General features: G+C 72.7%; 18 protein-coding genes and 1 pseudogene. 12 read left to right on the top strand and 7 right to left on the bottom strand.

Features of this window, described 5'->3' with window-relative positions; all coding sequences use genetic code 11:
- Positions 1–3 precede the first annotated feature (3 nt).
- From KRR39_RS25165 to xylA, 6 genes and pseudogenes are all read right to left on the bottom strand, one after another.
- The gene (locus KRR39_RS25165; protein WP_254185265.1) at positions 4–1,212 is read right to left on the bottom strand and encodes an ROK family transcriptional regulator; all 1,209 of its coding nucleotides are present in this window, start codon (positions 1,210–1,212) and stop codon (positions 4–6) included.
- Positions 1,209–1,817: an ABC transporter permease subunit gene (locus KRR39_RS25160; RefSeq protein WP_254185264.1), complete on the bottom strand. Its 609-nt coding sequence runs from the start codon at positions 1,815–1,817 to the stop codon at positions 1,209–1,211. Before KRR39_RS25160 ends, KRR39_RS25165 begins: the two co-directional genes overlap by 4 nt.
- Positions 1,818–2,151: 334 nt before the next feature.
- Positions 2,152–2,295: pseudogene (locus tag KRR39_RS26340) on the bottom strand (ABC transporter permease); the annotation flags it as partial.
- A 248-nt stretch (positions 2,296–2,543) separates the two neighbouring features.
- Positions 2,544–3,320, bottom strand: coding sequence for an ATP-binding cassette domain-containing protein (locus KRR39_RS19090; protein WP_216939029.1), 777 nt, complete (start codon positions 3,318–3,320; stop codon positions 2,544–2,546).
- Between the two features lie 100 nt (positions 3,321–3,420).
- On the bottom strand, positions 3,421–4,563 hold the full coding sequence (locus KRR39_RS19085) for a sugar ABC transporter substrate-binding protein (RefSeq protein WP_216939028.1): 1,143 nt from the start codon (positions 4,561–4,563) through the stop codon (positions 3,421–3,423).
- Between the two features lie 204 nt (positions 4,564–4,767).
- Positions 4,768–5,952, bottom strand: a complete 1,185-nt coding sequence (xylA, locus tag KRR39_RS19080) for a xylose isomerase (protein ID WP_216939027.1) — start codon at positions 5,950–5,952, stop codon at positions 4,768–4,770.
- A gap of 260 nt (positions 5,953–6,212) precedes the next feature.
- On the opposite strand from xylA, the gene KRR39_RS19075 reads away from it, so the two are divergent.
- The 6 genes from KRR39_RS19075 (at position 6,213) to KRR39_RS19050 (ending at position 9,902) form a co-directional block, all read left to right on the top strand.
- The gene (locus KRR39_RS19075) at positions 6,213–6,599 is read left to right on the top strand and encodes a hypothetical protein (protein ID WP_216939026.1); all 387 of its coding nucleotides are present in this window, start codon (positions 6,213–6,215) and stop codon (positions 6,597–6,599) included.
- A 99-nt stretch (positions 6,600–6,698) separates the two neighbouring features.
- Entirely contained in the window at positions 6,699–7,016 is a 318-nt protein-coding gene (locus KRR39_RS19070; RefSeq protein ID WP_216939025.1) for a hypothetical protein, read from the top strand.
- 1 nt (position 7,017) lies between these two features.
- On the top strand, positions 7,018–7,929 hold the full coding sequence (locus tag KRR39_RS19065; RefSeq protein ID WP_216939024.1) for an FAD:protein FMN transferase: 912 nt from the start codon (positions 7,018–7,020) through the stop codon (positions 7,927–7,929).
- A complete protein-coding gene (locus KRR39_RS19060) occupies positions 7,926–8,513 on the top strand; it encodes a ferric reductase-like transmembrane domain-containing protein (protein ID WP_216939023.1) in 588 nt (195 codons plus the stop codon). The genes KRR39_RS19065 and KRR39_RS19060 overlap by 4 nt, the downstream gene beginning before the upstream one ends.
- Complete coding sequence (locus KRR39_RS19055) at positions 8,510–9,718, top strand: NADH-ubiquinone oxidoreductase-F iron-sulfur binding region domain-containing protein (protein ID WP_216939022.1); 1,209 nt, start codon at positions 8,510–8,512, stop codon at positions 9,716–9,718. Before KRR39_RS19060 ends, KRR39_RS19055 begins: the two co-directional genes overlap by 4 nt.
- Positions 9,699–9,902 carry a ferredoxin gene (locus KRR39_RS19050; protein WP_216939021.1) on the top strand — a complete coding sequence of 68 codons (204 nt, stop codon included), beginning with the start codon at positions 9,699–9,701 and terminating at the stop codon, positions 9,900–9,902. Before KRR39_RS19055 ends, KRR39_RS19050 begins: the two co-directional genes overlap by 20 nt.
- 28 nt (positions 9,903–9,930) lie before the next feature.
- Here KRR39_RS19050 and KRR39_RS19045 read toward each other — a convergent pair whose 3' ends face one another.
- Positions 9,931–10,365 carry a nitroreductase family deazaflavin-dependent oxidoreductase gene (locus KRR39_RS19045; protein WP_216939020.1) on the bottom strand — a complete coding sequence of 145 codons (435 nt, stop codon included), beginning with the start codon at positions 10,363–10,365 and terminating at the stop codon, positions 9,931–9,933.
- 94 nt (positions 10,366–10,459) lie between these two features.
- Between KRR39_RS19045 and KRR39_RS19040 the strand changes: the two genes are divergently transcribed.
- From KRR39_RS19040 to araA, 6 genes are all read left to right on the top strand, one after another.
- Positions 10,460–11,371, top strand: a complete 912-nt coding sequence (locus KRR39_RS19040; protein ID WP_216939019.1) for a 1,4-dihydroxy-2-naphthoyl-CoA synthase — start codon at positions 10,460–10,462, stop codon at positions 11,369–11,371.
- Between the two features lie 10 nt (positions 11,372–11,381).
- On the top strand, positions 11,382–12,026 hold the full coding sequence (locus tag KRR39_RS19035; protein ID WP_216939018.1) for a class I SAM-dependent methyltransferase: 645 nt from the start codon (positions 11,382–11,384) through the stop codon (positions 12,024–12,026).
- Positions 12,023–13,117, top strand: a complete 1,095-nt coding sequence (locus KRR39_RS19030) for a LacI family DNA-binding transcriptional regulator (RefSeq protein ID WP_216939017.1) — start codon at positions 12,023–12,025, stop codon at positions 13,115–13,117. The genes KRR39_RS19035 and KRR39_RS19030 overlap by 4 nt, the downstream gene beginning before the upstream one ends.
- A gap of 79 nt (positions 13,118–13,196) precedes the next feature.
- Entirely contained in the window at positions 13,197–14,888 is a 1,692-nt protein-coding gene (gene araB, locus KRR39_RS19025; protein ID WP_254185263.1) for a ribulokinase, read from the top strand.
- Positions 14,885–15,598: an L-ribulose-5-phosphate 4-epimerase gene (locus tag KRR39_RS19020; RefSeq protein WP_216939015.1), complete on the top strand. Its 714-nt coding sequence runs from the start codon at positions 14,885–14,887 to the stop codon at positions 15,596–15,598. The genes araB and KRR39_RS19020 overlap by 4 nt, the downstream gene beginning before the upstream one ends.
- Positions 15,595–17,100, top strand: a complete 1,506-nt coding sequence (gene araA / locus KRR39_RS19015; protein WP_216939014.1) for an L-arabinose isomerase — start codon at positions 15,595–15,597, stop codon at positions 17,098–17,100. Before KRR39_RS19020 ends, araA begins: the two co-directional genes overlap by 4 nt.
- The last annotated feature ends 49 nt before the right edge of the window (positions 17,101–17,149 follow it).

Here is a 17,149-nt window from a genome sequence, read left to right as displayed (position 1 = left end):
GGCTCAGTGGTGCGCGACGGCGAGGAACGGGTCCTCGATCAGCCCGGCGAACGCGAGCTCCGCGGCCCCAAGCAGGGCCGAGTCGGTCCCGAACCGGGGCATCACCAGCTCGACCGGGTGGCCCGGGTCGAAGGCGTACTGCTCCAGGGAGTGCTCGACCTCGACCCGGGCGAGCGCCAGGACGCCGGCCAGCGAGCCGCCGAGGATCACCCGCTGCGGGTTCAAGGTGTTCACCAGGTTGCCCAGCGCGTGCCCGATCCAGTCGGCCACCGCGCGTACGGCGCCCAGCGCCCGCTCGTCGCCGGCCCGGGCGTCGTCGAACACCGCGGCGACGTTCTCCTCGGTGGGGGCGACCCGTCGGCCGGCCAGGGCCAGCAGCGCCACGTCGCCGATGATCGTCTCGAGGCAGCCGCGCTTGCCGCAGTGGCACGCCGGCCCGTCGGTCTGCACCACGTTGTGGCCGACCTCCCCGGCGCGGCCGTCCCGGCCGGTCAGCGGCAGCCCGTTGGCGACGATGCCGGCGCCGACGCCGATCCGGCCGATCAGGTAGACCACGTCGTCGCAGCCGCGGGCGCTGCCCCGGCCGAGCTCGGCGAGCAGGGACAGGTCGGCGTCGTTGCCGATCACGACCGGGAGGTCGGGGCCCAGCCGCTTCTCGAGCATCTCGCCGAGCGCGACGTCCTGCCACCCCAGGTTGGGCGCCTCGCCCACGGTCCGGGTGTTCCGGTTCACGGTGCCGGGGACGCTCACCCCGACCGCGAGGACCGGACGCCCGAGCGGCGCGGTGAGCCGGCCGACGGCGGCCACGACCATGTCGACCGCCTGCTCCGGGGTGACCGGGTGCGCGCCGGTGATGATCGACTCGCGGGACACCACCCGGCCGCCGATCCCGATCGCCGCCGAGGTGATGTGGGTGATGTCCACGTCGACGCCGATCACGAGCGGCCCGCGGGCGGCCGGCCCGACCAGGTGCGAGGGCCGTCCGACGCCGTCCCCGCCTACCGGCACGGACTCCTCGACCAGCCCGAGCGCGATCAGGTCCGAGACCAGCGCCGCGACCGTCGACCGGCTGACGCCGAGCCGCTGGGTCAGGTCCGCGCGCGTGAGCGGGCCGTCCCGGTGCACGTTCCCGAGGATCAGGCTCAGGTTGTGCCGCCTGATCGCGTCGGGCCGTGCCGCCGGGCCGCTGCCCTCGCCGGACGGACGGATCATCCCAGTCCCGTCGCCCCCGCGCGCCGGCGCGAGATCGCGTCGATCGCGGCTGCGAGGAGCAGGACGATGCCGGTGACGACGTACTGCACCGACGAGCCGTTGTTGCCCTGCACCAGGTTGGCCATGCCGTTCTGGATGACCTCCACGACCGCTCCTCCGACCAGCGCGTCCACCATCCGGCCCTTGCCGCCGAACAGACTGGTGCCGCCGATCACGGCGGCACCCACAGCGAGCAGCAGCGTGTTGCCGGAGTAGTTCTGCACCGAGACCGCTGCCACGTTCGAGCCGATCATGATGCCACCCACGGCGGCCATGAACGAACACAGCACGAATACCGAGATGCGGACCCGGTCCACGGCGATGCCGGCCCGGCGCGAGGCCTCCTCGTTGCCGCCCACCGCGTAGATGTGCCGGCCGTAACGGGTCCGGGAGAGCAGGAAGGTCCACACCACGAAGAAGAAGGCCAGGACCAGGACCACCCACGGGACACCCTCGACGGCCGGCGGGGTGACCAGCTTGATGGTGCCGTCGACGTTGGTGAGGATCGGCTTGCGGTTGATCGACCGGTTCTGGTTGAGCAGGAACACCACCAGCAGGGTGCCCAACGTCAGGGCGGCGATCTTCGCGAACAGGATCGCGGTCGGCTCGCCGAGCAGGCCCCGGGCCCGCCGGGCGCGCTGCGCCGACAGCTTCCACGACCGCGTAGCCGACGATGATCACCACCGCGAGCAGCCAGCCGGCCCACTTGGGCATCTGGGAGTTCTCGAACGCCAGCACCACGTCGTCGGTGATGCGTACGTCGCCGTGCGCGCCCGGTCCGTTGTTGACGATGTAGAGCGCGACGCCCTGGAAGGCGAGGAAGAACGCGAGCGTGACCACGAAGGACGGGATCCGCACCTTCGCCACCAGCAGCCCGATCAGCAGCCCGATCACCATCCCGGTGACGAGCGCGGCGCCGATGCTGATGTACCACGACATGTCGTAGCCGACCATCAGCCGCACCATGACCGCCGCGCAGACGGCGCCGGCGAAGCCCGCGGACAGGTCGATCTCGCCGAGCAGCAGGACGAAGATCAGGCCCATCGCCAGCAGGACGGGGCCGGACCCCTCGGTGAGCATGTTGCCGAAGTTGTAGAGGCCCCGGAAGGTCGGCTGGATCGCCGAGAACAGCAGGACCAGCGCCACCAGGCCGGCGACCGCGGGCAGCGAGCCCATCTCGCCGCCGCGGACGCGCTGCCCGTAGAGCCGGACGTAGTCGCGGGCGGAGCGGGCGGCCGGCACGGTCGAGGCGACCGCCGACATGTCCTGGTGCTCCTTGTCGTCGACGTCGGTCATGCGTCGGCTCCCTTCGAGCTCGCGGCCGGCTCGGCACCGAGCCGGCCCGTGGTGATCAGCTCGACGAGCTGCTGCTGGTTGACCTCGGAGCGCTCGACCTGGGCGGCCATCTCGCCGAGGTAGAGCACGGCGATGCTGTCGGCGACCTCGAGCACGTCGAGCATGTTGTGCGAGATCAGCACGACGGCCAGGCCGCGACCGGCCAGGCGACGTACGAGGCTGAGGACCTGGGCGGTCTGCGCGACGCCGAGCGCCGCGGTGGGCTCGTCGAGGACGACGACCTTGGAGTTCCACAGCACGGCCTTGGCGATCGCCACGGTCTGCCGCTGGCCGCCCGAGAGGCTGGCCACCCGCTGCCGGACCGACTTGACCGTGCGCACCGACAGGGACCGCAGGGTCTCCTCGGCGGAGTGCTCCATGCTGCTCTCGTCGAGCACCACCCCGCTGAGCTGCTCGCGGCCCAGGAACATGTTCTGGACGATGTCGAGGTTGTCGCACAGCGCGAGGTCCTGGTAGACGATCTCGATGCCCAGCGCGCTGGCGTCCCGGGGCGAGTGCACCGTCACCCGCCTGCCCTCGAAGAGGTACTCGCCGGAGTCGATCGGGTAGGTGCCGCTCATGCACTTGACCAGGGTCGACTTGCCGGCGCCGTTGTCGCCGACCAGAGCGGTGACCTCGCCGGCCCGGGCGACGAAGTCGACGCCCTTGAGCACGTCGACGGGTCCGAAGCTCTTGTTGATGCCGCGCAGCTCGATCAGGGGGTGGTCGCTCATGGGCGGGGCACGATCCTTTCGTGGGTGCTGGGTGAGCAGCGAGGTGGCCGCCGTCGCGCCTGCGCCGACGACGGCCACCCTGCTGCTGCGCGACGGGCCGCTAGTTCACGCCGGCCTTGGTGCACTTGGCGGCGTACGCCCCGGTGCACACGTCCTTCTTCGGGGTGTACTGGTCGTTGATCGGGTCGGCGACGTTGTCGATGGTCACCGCGACCGGGGTGGCGAGGATGGCCGGGACCTTCTTCTTGGTCTGCGGGTCCGTGATCGTCACGCCCTTGGTGTCGGGCACCTGGCCGTTGGCGAGCTGGGCGATCGCCTCGATGGCCGGGGCGGCCTCCGCGGTCGACGGCTTGTAGATGGTGAAGCACTGGTCACCGTCGAGGATGTGCTGCAGGCCCTCGGCGCTGGCGTCCTGGCCGGAGACCGCGACCTTGCCGTTGAGGCTCTGCCGCTTGAGGTCGGTGATCACCGCGCCGGCCATCGTGTCGTTGGCGACCATGGCGGCCTTGATGTCGGGGTTCTTGCCGAGCATCGAGCTGAACACCCGGCCCGCGGTGGGGGCGTCCCAGTTGCCGGTCTGCTCGCCGACCTTGGTCCAGCCCGCCGTCTTGGACAGCACGCCGTCGTAGCCCTGCTTGAACAGCGTCGCGTTGTTGTCGGTCGGCGCACCGTCGATCTCGACGTACTTCACGCTCTTCTCGTTCGCGACCTGCGGGCACTGGGTGAGGGTCTTGCCCTGCACCTCGCCGACCTTGACGTTGTCGAAGGAGACGTAGAGCGCCGCGCCGCCGCCGGGGGTGAGGCGGTCGTAGTCGACCGGGATGACGCCGTTCTTGGCGGCCTCCTGCTCGATCTTCGCGCCCGAGGCCGGGTCGAGGTCGACGATCATCAGGACCTTGATCTTGTCGGAGGTCATCTGCCGGGCGATCGTCTGCATCTTCGCGGCGGAGCCGCCGGCGTTCTGGATGTTGCAGTCCAGGTTGAACTTCTGGCAGTTGGCCTTGAGCGCCTCGGGGTCGGCGGTCACCCACCGGGGCGACGACGTGGTGTCGGGCAGGATGATGCCGACCTTGGCGCCCTTGCCGTCGACCGCTCCGCTCGACGAGGCACCCGCACCGGACGGCGAGGAGGCGGCGCTGGAGGACGAGCCCGAGCTGTTGTCGTTGCTCGATCCCCCGCAGCCGGCGAGGGCCATCGCGAGGGTGAGCCCCACGAAGGCGATCGACACGTTGGTCTTGCGCATGCGCTGAAACCCTTTCGTCGGAGGAGCCGCTCTGCACGTGTGCCGCCTGCGAGCCCCAGAGGTGTGCGGTGTGATCCGTGATTGTTCTGCGCGCGAACATATGCCTGTGACGACCGTCACGCGTCATCCCGAGACCGATTCGTTACCTAAAATCTGCCCCAGGCGGTCCACAACCCGGGGCGACTCGGGCCAAACGGGGCAGGGTCAGCGGGCTCCGAGCAGGTGCTCGAGCGCCAGCTGGTTCAGCCGCACGAACCCGAACCCGTGCTCGGCGGCCCGCTCGACGTCGAAGTCCTCCCACGCGCCCCGGTCCGCGAGCAGGTCCGCGAACGACTCGCCCTCGGTGAGGGTCGGCTGCCGCAGCGAGGCGACGCCGGACGCCTCCAGGGCGGCCTGCACCTCGGGGTCCGCGCGGTAGGCCTCCGCCCGTTCCTTGAGCAGCAGGTACGTCGCCATGTTCGCCTCCGCGGAGGCCCAGACGCCGGCCATGTCCTCGGTCCGCGACGGCTTGTAGTCGAAGTGCCGCGGCCCGTCGTACGTCGGGGAGCCGTCCGCACCGTGCTCGAGCAGGTCGACCAGGAAGAACGCGTTGAGCAGGTCGCCGTGGCCGAAGACCAGGTCCTGGTCGAACTTGATGGACCGCTGGCCGTTGAGGTCGATGTGGAACAGCTTCCCGGACCACAGCGCCTGCGCGACGCCGGACGTGAAGTTCAGGCCGGCCATCTGCTCGTGCCCCACCTCGGGGTTCAGGCCCACCATGTCCCGGTGCTCGAGCTCGGCGATGAAGGCCAGCGCGTGCCCGACCGTGGGCAGCAGGATGTCCCCGCGGGGCTCGTTGGGCTTCGGCTCGATCGCGAAGCGCAGGTCGTAGCCCTGCTCCAGCACGTAGGCGGCGAGCGTGTCGATGCCCTCGCGGTAGCGGTCGAGCGCGGCCCGCACGTCCTTGGCGCCGTCGTACTCCGCGCCCTCGCGGCCGCCCCAGAAGACGTAGGTCCGGGCGCCGAGCTCGGCCGCCAGGTCGATGTTGCGGGCCACCTTGCGCAGCGCGTAGCGGCGCACCGAGCGGTCGTTGCTGGTGAAGCCGCCGTCCTTGAAGACCGGGTGGGTGAACAGGTTCGTGGTCATCATCGGCACCGTCATGCCGGTCTCGGCGAGGGCGTCCTTGAACCGCGAGACGTGCGCGTCGCGCTCGCTGGTGGACGAGCCGAACGGGATGAGGTCGTCGTCGTGGAAGGTGACGCCGGCGGCCCCGAGGCCGGCCAGGCGGTGCACGGACTCGACCGGGTCGACGGGTGCACGGGTCGCGTCCCCGAACGGGTCGCGGCCCTGCCAGCCGACCGTCCAGAGGCCGAAGGTGAAGCGGTCGGAAGGGGTGGGGCGGGGTGCCATGGGTCTACCTCCGGGTGATTTGTTCTCCGCGGCAACTAATCCAGCGTGACCCTAGACCTCCCGGCGCCGTGTGCCAACGGTCACACCGGACGTCCCACCCGCCGACCCGGCGCCTCTGGCGGCCCGGACCCCGCCGACCCGGCGCCTGTGGCGGGCGGACCGCCGCCAGACACGCCGGGTCGGCGCGGCCGGCCCAGACGCACACCGCCCGACCAGCGGTCTCACAGAGCATCTTCAGGAACGGCTCGCATCCTGGCGGTATGACACGCGACCCCTCGGCACAGCGAGACGCCCATCTCCGGCTCGTCCGGCGACTGCGCGTCGGACTCGTCGCGGCGGGTGTCGCCGGCTCCCTCGGCGTCGCCGGGGTGGTCGCGACCCACGCCCCGCACGCGACGTCCGGCAGCTCCTCCTCCGGATCCGGGCAGCCGGTCCAGGTCGGCGGCACCACGACCGGTGGCACCACGGGCGGCTCGGGCGACGACGACTTCTCCGGCTGGCAGGACGACAGCGGCGACGACGGCGGCGGGCAGGCCCAGCCCCGGCAGCAGCCGCAGGAGACCCAGCCGCAGCAGCAGAGCCAGCCCCAGGCGCCCGGGCTGCAGCCCGGGTTCGGGCAGAGCCACGGCAGCACCAGCGGTTCCTGAGCTCACAGGGACTGCACAGGGAAGCCCGGCGGGACTCCAAGAGCCCGCACAGGAACCCGGTTCATCGTTGGAGGAACACCCCCACCGAGCGAGGACCCCATGGACCAGTACCGATCACCCGAGCAGCCCGTCGACCGGGACCGCGCCGTCCGACGGGCCGGCCGCCTGCGCCGTACCCTCGTCGGTACGTCGGCGGCGGCCTCCCTCGGCCTCGCCGCGGTGCTCGGCATCGGTGCCCTGGACAACGGGTCGACGAGCGCGGCCCAGAGCACCACCAGCCAGGGCAGCACCAGCGGCAGCACCAGTGGCACGGGCTCGACCAGCACCTCCGGCGGCTCCGGCTCAAGCAGCAGCAGCACCGCACCCGGCCTGTCGGCCGGCAGCGGGTCGGCCAACGCCTCGACCAGCGGGTCCTGAGATGGCCACCACCACCGCCGCCGTCGAGTGGGAGCTGTGGAGCACCCGCGCGCGTCTCGTGGTCACCAACCCCGGCGTGCTCGGCAGCGCCCGCGAGCTGGTCGACTCCTACCTCGCCCAGGTCGACGACGCGGCCAACCGGTTCCGCGCCGACAGCGAGATCTGCCGGCTGGCCGAGCGCTCCGGAGAGGTGACCCTCTCCCCGACGATGGCGCACCTCGTCGCCGAGGCGCTGGCCGCCGCCGAGCTCACCGACGGCGACGTCGACCCCACGGTCGGCGGCGCGCTGCGTCGCCTCGGCTACGACCGCGACCTGCAGCTGGTCACCGGTGACGCCGGCCCGCTGCGCGCGGTGATCCGGCCGGTGCCGGGCTACCGCCGCCTGCGCCTCGAGGGCTCCCGGCTCCGGCTCCCCGCCGGTGTCGAGCTGGACCTCGGCGCCACCGCCAAGGCCGTGGCCGCCGACCGCGCCGCCGAGCTGGTGCACGGCGCGCTGGGCACCGGGGTGCTGGTCAGCCTCGGCGGCGACATCGCCACCGCCGGGCCCGCACCCGCCCCCGGCTGGCAGGTGCACGTCCAGGACCGCGACGAGGACCCGTGGACGCAGGTCGAGCTGCCCGCCGGCTCCGCGATCGCCACCTCCAGCACCGTCTCGCGGCGGTGGGTGCGCGGCGGCTGCACGATGCACCACATCGTCGACCCCCGCACCGGCCAGCCGGCCCGGCCGTTCTGGCGCAGCGTCACGGTCGCGGCCGGCACCTGCGCGCACGCCAACGCGGTCACGACCGCCTCGCTGGTCCGCGGAGAGAGGGCCGTCGACTGGGTCCGCGGCCTCGGCCTGCCGGCCCGCTTCCTGCGCCACGACGGCGTGCTGGTGCACACCGACGGCTGGCCGACGGGGCTGGTGGCATGAACCTCACCGAAGCCCTCTGGTACCTCGGCCGCGGCACCGGACTGGTCGCGCTGGTGATGTTCACCGTCACGATGGTCCTGGGCATCACCACCCGCTCGGGCCGCGCCGGCCTAGGCCTGAACCGGTTCGGGTTCGCGGACCTGCACAAGACCGCCAGCCTCGCCGGCACCGGGCTGATCGCCGTGCACGTGGGCACGCTGCTCTTCGACCCCTACGCGCAGCTCAAGCTCGTCGACCTCGCGTTCCCGTTCCTGGCGACGTACCGGCCGTTCTGGCTGGGCCTCGGCACGCTCGCGGTCGACGTGCTCGTCGTGCTGGTCGGCACCAGCCTGCTGCGGCACCGGGTCGGCCCGCGCGTGTTCCGGGCCGTGCACTGGTCGGCCTACGTGATGTGGCCGCTGGCCCTCCTGCACGCCCTCGGCACCGGCACCGACGCCGGCACGCTGTGGATGCGGGCCGTCGCCGCGACCTGCGTCCTCGCGGTCGCCGCCGCCGTCGGGTGGCGCACCTCCGGCTCGTTCGGCCAGCGCGGCCAGCGCCGCATCCCCCGCACGCTCCCCGCACGGAAGGCAGTGACCCGATGACGATCGCTCCCGGCCTCGCCGCTCCCACCGACACCCGCCGGCTATTCGCCGCCCCGGGTCCCGGGTTGCGCGACCACCTCGACACGTTCGGCCCGCTCGCCTCGTACGTCGACCTGCCGGACCTCGTGGAGCGCGCCGGTCTCGTCGGACGGGGCGGCGCGGGCTTCCCGTCGGCGCGCAAGCTGCGCGGCGTCGCCGCGAAGGGCCACGGGGTGGTGGTCGGGAACGCCTCCGAGGGCGAGCCGGTCAGCGACAAGGACCGCACCCTGCTGCTGGCCGCCCCCCAGCTGGTCATCGACGGCCTGGTGCTGACCGCCCGCGCCGTCGGCGCCCGGCGGGCCTACCTCACCACCGCGCGTCCCGAGATCGTCGAGCACCTGCGCGAGCAGGTCGGCCTGCGCGCGGAGTCGCTGCGCATCGAGGTCGTGCAGGTCGAGGACCGGTTCGTGTCGGGGGAGGAGTCCGCGCTGGTCAACGCGCTGAACGGCCGGCCCGGCCTGCCGTCGGACCGCAGCGTCCGGGTCTACGAACGCGGCGTGCACCGCCGCCCGACCCTGGTGCACAACGTCGAGACCCTGGCGCACGTCGCGCTGCTCGCCCGGTTCGGCCCGCACTGGTTCCGCTCGGTCGGCACCGACGACGAGCCCGGCACCTTCCTGTCCACGGTCAGCGGCGCGGTGCCGGCGCCCGGCGTGTTCGAGGTCCCCTTCGGTACGTCGCTGGGCAGCCTGCTCGCGGCGGCGGGCTGCTCGCCCCACGACGCGCAGGCGGTGCTGGTCGGCGGCTACCACGGGGCCTGGGTCCCGGGCCGCGCCGTGGCGGGCACCCGGATGTCGAAGAGCTCGCTGGTGACCCACGGGGCCTCCGTCGGCGCCGGCGTGGTCGCCGTCCTCGGACGGGACCGCTGCGGCCTGGTCGAGAGCGCCGCGGTGGCGACGTACCTCGCGGAGCAGGTCGCCGGGCAGTGCGGGCCCTGCGTCAACGGGCTGCCGCGGATGGCCGATGCCCTGACCCGGCTGGCCCGCCGCGAGCGCGACCCGCGGCTGGTCGACGACGTGCACCGGATGCGCCAGCTGGTCGTCGGGCGGGGCGCCTGCGCGCACCCCGACGGCACCGCGCGCTTCGTGGCCAGCACGATGCGGGTGTTCGCCGACGAGGTCGCCGTGCACCTGGGAGGTGGCTGCGGTGTCCACGCTGCACGTTGACTGGACCCGCTGCGACGGGCACGGCCTGTGCGCCGAGCTGCTGCCGGAGGTGCTGACCCGCGACGAGTGGGGCTACCCGCTCGCCCGGCGGGCGGACCGCTCGCTCGACGTCGCGCCCGGGCTCGAGGAGCACGCCCGGCGCGCCGTCGACCTGTGCCCGCTGCTCGCGCTCCGGCTGCGCTGAGCCGGACGGACGGCGGACCGGGCCGCTCTCAGGCCGGCTCGGCGAGGAACACCGGGATCTCGCGGTCGGTCTTCGTCTGGTAGTCCGCGTAGTCGGGCCAGACGGCGACCGCCCGCTCCCACCAGGCCGCGCGCTCGTCGCCCTCGAGCACCCGCACGGCGTACTCGCGCCGGTCGGGACCGTCCTGGACCTCGACCGTCGGGTGGGCCACCAGGTTGAAGTACCAGGTGGGGTGCTGCGGGGCACCGCCCTTGGAGGCGACCAGGGCGTACCGGCCGTCGTGCTCGACCCGCATCAGCGGGTTCTTGCGAATCTTGCCGCTCTTCGCGCCGCGGGAGGTGACCACGACGACCGGGACGCCGCGCAGCGTGGTGGCCTCGGTGCCGCCGGACGCCTCGTACCGCTCGACCTGGTCGCGCACCCACTGCTCGGGGCTGGGCTCGTACTCGCCACTGAGTGTCATGCCCCTCCTTCTTCCCGACTTGTCAGGCGGTCAATCGGCCCTGGCCGATCGACCGCCTGACAAGTCGGGGGAGGGGGTGCCCTAGCCTCCCCTCATGGCTGACAACGTGTCCGAGATCTTCGACCCGACCGCCTGGCGCGCGGTCCCCGGCTTCGAGGACCTGGAGGACCTGACCTACCACCGGGCCGTCGCGCACGGCACCGTGCGGATCGCCTTCGACCGTCCCGAGGTGCGCAACGCGTTCCGCCCCGGCACCGTCGACGAGCTGCTCCGGGTCCTCGAGCACGCGCGGGTCTCCAGCGACGTCGGGTGCGTGATCCTGACCGGCAACGGCCCGAGCCCCAAGGACGGCGGCTGGGCGTTCTGCTCCGGCGGCGACCAGCGGATCCGCGGCCGCGCCGGCTACCAGTACGCCGAGGGGGAGACCGCCGAGACCGTCGACAAGGCCCGGCTCGGGCGGCTGCACATCCTGGAGTGCCAGCGGCTGATCCGGTTCATGCCGAAGGTCGTGCTGTGCGTGGTGCCCGGCTGGGCGGCCGGCGGCGGGCACAGCCTGCACGTGGTCGCCGACCTCACGCTGGCCAGCCGCGAGCACGCGCGGTTCAAGCAGACCGACGCCGACGTCGGCTCGTTCGACGGCGGGTTCGGGTCCGCCTACCTCGCGCGCCAGGTCGGCCAGAAGTTCGCCCGCGAGATCTTCTTCCTGGGCGAGGAGTACACCGCCGAGGACGCGCACCGGATGGGCATGGTCAACCGCGTGGTGGACCACGCCGACCTGGAGAAGGAGGCGCTCGAGTGGGGCCGCAAGATCAACGCCAAGTCGCCGACGTCCCAGCGGATGCTGAAGTACTCCTTCAACGCCCTCGACGACGGCCTGGTCGGCCAGCAGCTGTTCGCGGGTGAGACGACCCGGCTGGCCTACATGACCGACGAGGCCGTCGAGGGTCGCGACGCGTTCCTGGAGAAGCGCGAGCCCGACTGGTCGCCCTTCCCCTGGTACTACTGAGGACCGGCCGATGGCCACGGACCGGCCGGCCACCCGCTGGCAGGAGCTCACCGGCGGCACGTCCGGCCGCGACTACGCCGCGCGCTTCGCGACGCTCGCGGCGAGCGGGGCGGACGTGCACGGCGAGGCGTCGTTCTGCGCGGCGCTGCTGACACCCGGTGCGCGGGTGCTCGACGCCGGCTGCGGCACCGGACGGGTGGCGATCCGCCTTGCCGCACAGGGGTTCGACGTCGTCGGCCTCGACGTCGACGACTCCATGCTGGCGGTCGCCCGGGACCAGGACCCCGCGCTGCCCTGGGTGCCCGGCGACCTCGCCGACCTCCCGCCCGGGCTGGCCGCCGGACCGCCGTACGACCTGGTGCTGCTGGCCGGGAACGTCGTCCCGCTGCTCGCGCCGGGCACGCTCGGGAGCACCGTCGCCGCGCTGTCCGGGCTGCTCGTCGACGGCGGCCTGCTGGTCGCCGGGTTCGGCCTCGACCGGGCGCACCTGCCGCGCGGCTGCCCGGTCACCCCCCTCGAGGAGTACGACGCCGCGCTGGCGTCCTGCGACCTGCACGTCGTCGACCGGTTCTCGACCTGGGACGCCGTGGCGTACGCGCCGGAGGCGGGCTACGTCGTCAGCGTCGCCAGGGGTGGCCCTAGCATCGGCCCATGAGCCCCACGTCCCACGAGCGTCCGCGGGTTGCGCGGATGGCCGACGTGGCGGCCCGTGCGGGCGTCTCGCACCAGACCGTCTCCCGGGTGCTGAACGGCATGCCTGGGGTCCGGCCCGAGACGCACGACCGGGTGATGGCCGCCGTCGAGGAGCTGAAGTACCGCCGCAACTTCGCCGCCAAGCAGCTCGCCTCCGCCCGGTCGCGCACCCTCGGGGTCGTCACCTGGGGCACCAGCCAGTTCGGGCCGGCCAACGTGCTGCACGCGCTGGAAGCGGCCGCCCGGGACTCGGCCTACCGGGTCGCGACCGTCAGCGTGCTCTCGATGTCGCGGGAGGCGCTGCGCGCGGCCGTGGACCAGCTGCTCGAGCAGGCCGTGGAGGCGCTCGTGGTGATCGTCCCGCACGAGAGCGTGCTGCGCGAGGCGCACTCGCTCGGGCTGGACGTCCCCTTCGTGGTCGTCGAGGGCGACCTCTCCGAGACGCCGCTGACCGCCGGGGTCGACAACGCGCAGGGCGCCCGCCTGGCCACCGCGCACCTGCTCTCGCTCGGTCACGAGACCGTCGTGCACCTGTCCGGCCCGCTGGGCTGGGCGGAGTCACACGCCCGGCGGGACGGGTGGCGGGCCGAGCTGGAGGCGCAGGGCCGGCGGGTCCCGCCGCTGCGCTGGGGCGGCGACTGGAGCGCGCGCAGCGGCTACCTCACCGGGACGTCGCTGGCGCGGGAGGCCGACGTCACCGCGGTGTTCGTGGCCAACGACCAGATGGCGCTCGGCCTGATCCGGGCGCTGCACGAGGCCGGCCGCCGGGTGCCGGAGGACGTCAGCGTCGTGGGCTTCGACGACCTGCCCGAGGCGCAGTACTTCGAGCCGCCGCTGACCACGGTCCGCCAGGACTTCGCGGAGCTCGGCCGCCGGGTGATGGACATCCTGGAGCGGGTGCTCGAGGGCGAGGAGCAGCCGACCGCGGACCTGGTCCCGACGACCCTGGTGGTCCGGCAGTCCACCGCCCCACCTCCCCCCGGCCGCGGAACTAAACGTCCACAGCGGAAGAAATCCGGGCGCGCCGCGAAGATTTATCCCCGTGGTGCTTGACCGGCCCGTGTGTCGACCGACACACTCCTCCAATGTGAACGCTCACATGAGCGTTCACATCAATCCCCGAGGAGAGTGCGTGAGCCAGCCCGTGAGCACCGACCGCGTCGTCATCGGCGTGGACTTCGGCACCCTGTCGGGCCGGGCCCTCGTGGTGCGCGTCTCCGACGGCGCCGAGCTCGGGACCGCCAGCCACGACTACCCGCACGCCGTGCTGGACCGCGAGCTGCCCGACGGCACGCCGCTGGCGCCCGAGTGGGCCCTGCAGGTCGCCGCGGACTACGTCGACGTGCTCCGGGTCGCCGTGCCGGCAGCCCTCGCGCAGGCCGGGGTCGACCCGTCCGCGGTCGTCGGCATCGCCACCGACTTCACCGCGTGCACGATGGTGCCGACCACCGCCGACGGCACGCCGCTGTCCGAGCTGCCCCGGCTGGCCGGGGAGCCGCACGCCTACGTCAAGCTGTGGCGCCACCACGCCGCCCAGGGCCAGGCCGACCGGCTCAACGAGCTGGCGCGCAAGCGCTCCGAGGTGTGGCTGGCCCGCTACGGCGGTCTGATCTCCTCGGAGTGGGAGTTCGCCAAGGGCCTGCAGATGCTCGAGGAGGCTCCCGAGGTCTACGCCGAGATGGCGCACTTCGTCGAGGCCGCCGACTGGATCGTCTGGCAGCTGTGCGGGACGCTCACGCGCAACGCCTGCACCGCCGGCTACAAGGGCATCTACCAGGACGGCACCTACCCGAGCCGCGACTTCCTCGCCGAGCTGAACCCGGCCTTCGCCGACTTCGTCGCGGACAAGATCGACCGGCCGATGGCCCGCCTCGGCGACCGGGTCGGCTCGCTGACCGCGGAGGCCGCCGCGCTGACCGGTCTCCCCGAGGGCATCGCGGTCGCCACCGGCAACGTCGACGCCCACGTCACCGCCCCCGCCGCCCGCGCGGTCGAGGCCGGCCAGATGGTCGCGATCATGGGCACCTCGACGTGCCACGTGATGAACGGCGACGTGCTGCGTGAGGTGCCCGGCATGTGCGGGGTCGTCGAGGGCGGCATCACCCAGGGGCTCTGGGGCTACGAGGCCGGCCAGAGCGGCGTCGGCGACATCTTCGGCTGGTACCTCACCCACCAGGTCCCCGCCGCCACCCGTGAGGCCGCGGCCGCCGCGGGGCTCGGCGTGCACGAGTACCTCACCGAGCTGGCCGCCCGGCAGGCCGTCGGCGAGCACGGCCTGGTGGCCCTCGACTGGCACAGCGGCAACCGCTCGGTCCTCGTCGACCACGACCTCTCCGGGGTCGTCGTCGGGCTGACCCTCGCGACCCGGCCGGAGGATGTCTACCGCGCGCTGCTGGAGGCCACCGCCTTCGGCACCCGCGCGATCATCGAGGCGTTCGACGGCGCGGGTGTCCCGGTCAAGGAGCTCGTCGTGGCGGGCGGGCTGCTGAAGAACGCGCTGCTGATGCAGATCTACGCCGACGTCACCAACCTGCCGCTCTCCACGATCGGCTCGACGCAGGGCCCGGCCCTCGGCTCGGCGATCCACGCAGCGGTCGCGGCGGGGGAGTACCCCGACGTGCACGCCGCCGCCGAGGTGATGGGCCGCCTCGACCGCGGTCGCTACGTCCCCATCCCGGCCAACGTGCTCGCCTACGACGCGCTGTACGACGAGTACCGCACCCTGCACGACTACTTCGGGCGCGGCGCCAACGAGGTCATGCACCGGCTCAAGGCCCGGCGCCGCCAGGTCCGCGCCCAGGCCCCGGCGGAGGTCGACGCATGAGCCTCACCACCGACGTCACGGCCACCCTCGCCGTCCTGCGTGCCCACGTCGCCGACCTGCACGCGGAGCTGACCCGCAACGGGCTGGTCGCCTGGACGGCCGGCAACGTCTCGGCCCGCGTGCCCGGCCAGGACCTGATGGTGATCAAGCCCTCGGGCGTCTCCTACGACGACCTCAGCGCCGAGACGATGGTCGTCACCGACCTGCACGGCGTCCTCGTCGAGGGTGACCGCGCGCCGTCCTCGGACACCGCGGCGCACGCCTACGTCTACCGGCACCTGCCCGAGGTCGGCGGGGTCGTGCACACCCACTCGACGTACGCCACCGCCTGGGCGGCCCGCGGCGAGGCGATCCCCTGCGTGCTGACGATGATCGCCGACGAGTTCGGCGGGGACATCCCCGTCGGGCCGTTCGCGCTGATCGGCGACGAGTCGATCGGCGAGGGCATCGTCGCGACCCTGCGCAGCAGCCGGTCCAAGGCGGTGCTGATGCAGAACCACGGTCCGTTCACCGTCGGCAAGGACGCCCGGGCCGCCGTGAAGGCAGCGGTCCTGCTCGAGGACGTCGCCCGCACCGTGCACGTCGCCCGGCAGCTCGGCGACACGATCCCGATCGCCCAGAGCCACGTGGACTCGCTCTACGACCGCTACCAGAACGTCTACGGGCAGCAGCCCGCGACCACTCCGTCAACCCTCGGGAGCAGCTCGTGACCGGCCCCACCATCCGTGAGATCTGGTTCCTGACCGGCAGCCAGGGGCTGTACGGCGAGGACGTGCTGCGGCAGGTCGCCGACCAGTCCCGGCAGGTCTCCGACGCGCTCGGCGCCTCCGCCGACGTGCCGGCCCGGGTCGTAGCCAAGCCGGTGCTCACCGACGCGGGCGCGATCCGCCGGGTGATGCTGGAGGCGAACGCCGACGACGCGTGCGTCGGGATCATCGCCTGGATGCACACGTTCAGCCCGGCGAAGATGTGGATCACGGGTCTCGACCAGCTGCGCAAGCCGTTGCTGCACCTGCACACGCAGGCCAACGTCGAGCTGCCCTGGTCCGACATCGACATGGACTTCATGAACCTGAACCAGGCCGCCCACGGCGACCGCGAGTTCGGCTTCATGCAGACCCGGCTCGGCCTCGACCGCCTGACGGTCGCCGGTCACGTGAGCGACCCGCGCGTCACGGCTCGTGTCGGGACGTGGACGCGTGCGGCCCTCGGACGTGCGGAGCTGTCGACGATGCGGCTCGCCCGCTTCGGCGACAACATGCGCAACGTCGCGGTGACCGAGGGCGACAAGGTCGAGGCCGAGCTGCGGTGGGGGGTGTCGGTGAACACCTACGGCGTCAACGACCTCGTCGAGGTCGTCGACGCAGTGGCGGACAAGGAGATCGACGTGCTCGTGGAGGAGTACGCCGACCTCTACGACGTGGCCCCGGAGCTGCTCGCCGGCGCCGAGCGGCACGAGTCGCTGCGCTACGGCGCGCGCATCGAGCTCGGCCTGCGGTCCTTCCTCACCGAGGGCGGTTTCACCGCGTTCACCACGAACTTCGAGGACCTCGGCGGGCTCCGCCAGCTTCCCGGCCTCGCGGTGCAGCGGCTGATGGCCGACGGCTACGGCTTCGGCGGCGAGGGTGACTGGAAGACGTCGGTCATGCTGCGCACCCTCAAGGTGGTCGCCGACGGCCTGCCCGGCGGCACCTCCTTCATGGAGGACTACACCTACCACCTGGTGCCCGGCGAGGAGCTGATCCTCGGCGCCCACATGCTCGAGGTCTGCCCGTCGATCGCGACCGGCACGCCCACCCTGGAGATCCACCCGCTGGGGATCGGCGGCCGCGAGGACCCGGTCCGGCTGGTCTTCGACGCCGCCCCGGGCAAGGCCGTCATCCTGGGCACCTCCGACCTCGGGGACCGGTTCCGGTTCGTCGCGAACGAGGCCGAGGTGGTGGCTCCGCTGGAGTCGCTGCCCCGGCTGCCCGTCGCGCGAGCCGTGTGGAAGCCCGCCCCCGACCTGCACACGTCGACCGAGTCCTGGCTGACCGCCGGCGGGCCGCACCACACGGTGCTGTCCACCGCGCTGACGGCCGAGCACCTCGGCGACCTCGCAGATATGGTCGGCACCGAGCTGGTGCTGATCGACGCCGACACCACGGTCCGCCGGCTCCGCCAGGAGCTGCGCTGGAACCAGGCGTACCACCGACTGGCGCAGGGGTTCTGAATGTCTGCGCAGACACAGGAAAGACGGACAGGGAGAGCCCCTGCAGTCC

This window comes from Nocardioides panacis (assembly GCF_019039255.1).
Classification (GTDB): domain Bacteria; phylum Actinomycetota; class Actinomycetes; order Propionibacteriales; family Nocardioidaceae; genus Nocardioides_B; species Nocardioides_B panacis.
The sequence above is the reverse complement of the archived record's forward strand: the minus strand, read 5'-3'. Positions and strand labels throughout refer to the sequence as shown.

What these genes read in the sequence shown, in the direction of transcription:
- KRR39_RS25165 (WP_254185265.1), bottom strand. Translation starts at nt 1,212, where the DNA reads ATGATCCGTCCGTCCGGCGAGGGCAGCGGCCCGGCGGCACGGCCCGAC.
- KRR39_RS19090 (WP_216939029.1), bottom strand. Translation starts at nt 3,320, where the DNA reads ATGAGCGACCACCCCCTGATCGAGCTGCGCGGCATCAACAAGAGCTTC.
- KRR39_RS19085 (WP_216939028.1), bottom strand. Translation starts at nt 4,563, where the DNA reads ATGCGCAAGACCAACGTGTCGATCGCCTTCGTGGGGCTCACCCTCGCG.
- xylA (WP_216939027.1), bottom strand. Translation starts at nt 5,952, where the DNA reads ATGGCACCCCGCCCCACCCCTTCCGACCGCTTCACCTTCGGCCTCTGG.
- KRR39_RS19075 (WP_216939026.1), top strand. Translation starts at nt 6,213, where the DNA reads ATGACACGCGACCCCTCGGCACAGCGAGACGCCCATCTCCGGCTCGTC.
- KRR39_RS19070 (WP_216939025.1), top strand. Translation starts at nt 6,699, where the DNA reads ATGGACCAGTACCGATCACCCGAGCAGCCCGTCGACCGGGACCGCGCC.
- KRR39_RS19065 (WP_216939024.1), top strand. Translation starts at nt 7,018, where the DNA reads ATGGCCACCACCACCGCCGCCGTCGAGTGGGAGCTGTGGAGCACCCGC.
- KRR39_RS19060 (WP_216939023.1), top strand. Translation starts at nt 7,926, where the DNA reads ATGAACCTCACCGAAGCCCTCTGGTACCTCGGCCGCGGCACCGGACTG.
- KRR39_RS19055 (WP_216939022.1), top strand. Translation starts at nt 8,510, where the DNA reads ATGACGATCGCTCCCGGCCTCGCCGCTCCCACCGACACCCGCCGGCTA.
- KRR39_RS19045 (WP_216939020.1), bottom strand. Translation starts at nt 10,365, where the DNA reads ATGACACTCAGTGGCGAGTACGAGCCCAGCCCCGAGCAGTGGGTGCGC.
- KRR39_RS19040 (WP_216939019.1), top strand. Translation starts at nt 10,460, where the DNA reads ATGGCTGACAACGTGTCCGAGATCTTCGACCCGACCGCCTGGCGCGCG.
- KRR39_RS19035 (WP_216939018.1), top strand. Translation starts at nt 11,382, where the DNA reads ATGGCCACGGACCGGCCGGCCACCCGCTGGCAGGAGCTCACCGGCGGC.
- KRR39_RS19030 (WP_216939017.1), top strand. Translation starts at nt 12,023, where the DNA reads ATGAGCCCCACGTCCCACGAGCGTCCGCGGGTTGCGCGGATGGCCGAC.
- KRR39_RS19020 (WP_216939015.1), top strand. Translation starts at nt 14,885, where the DNA reads ATGAGCCTCACCACCGACGTCACGGCCACCCTCGCCGTCCTGCGTGCC.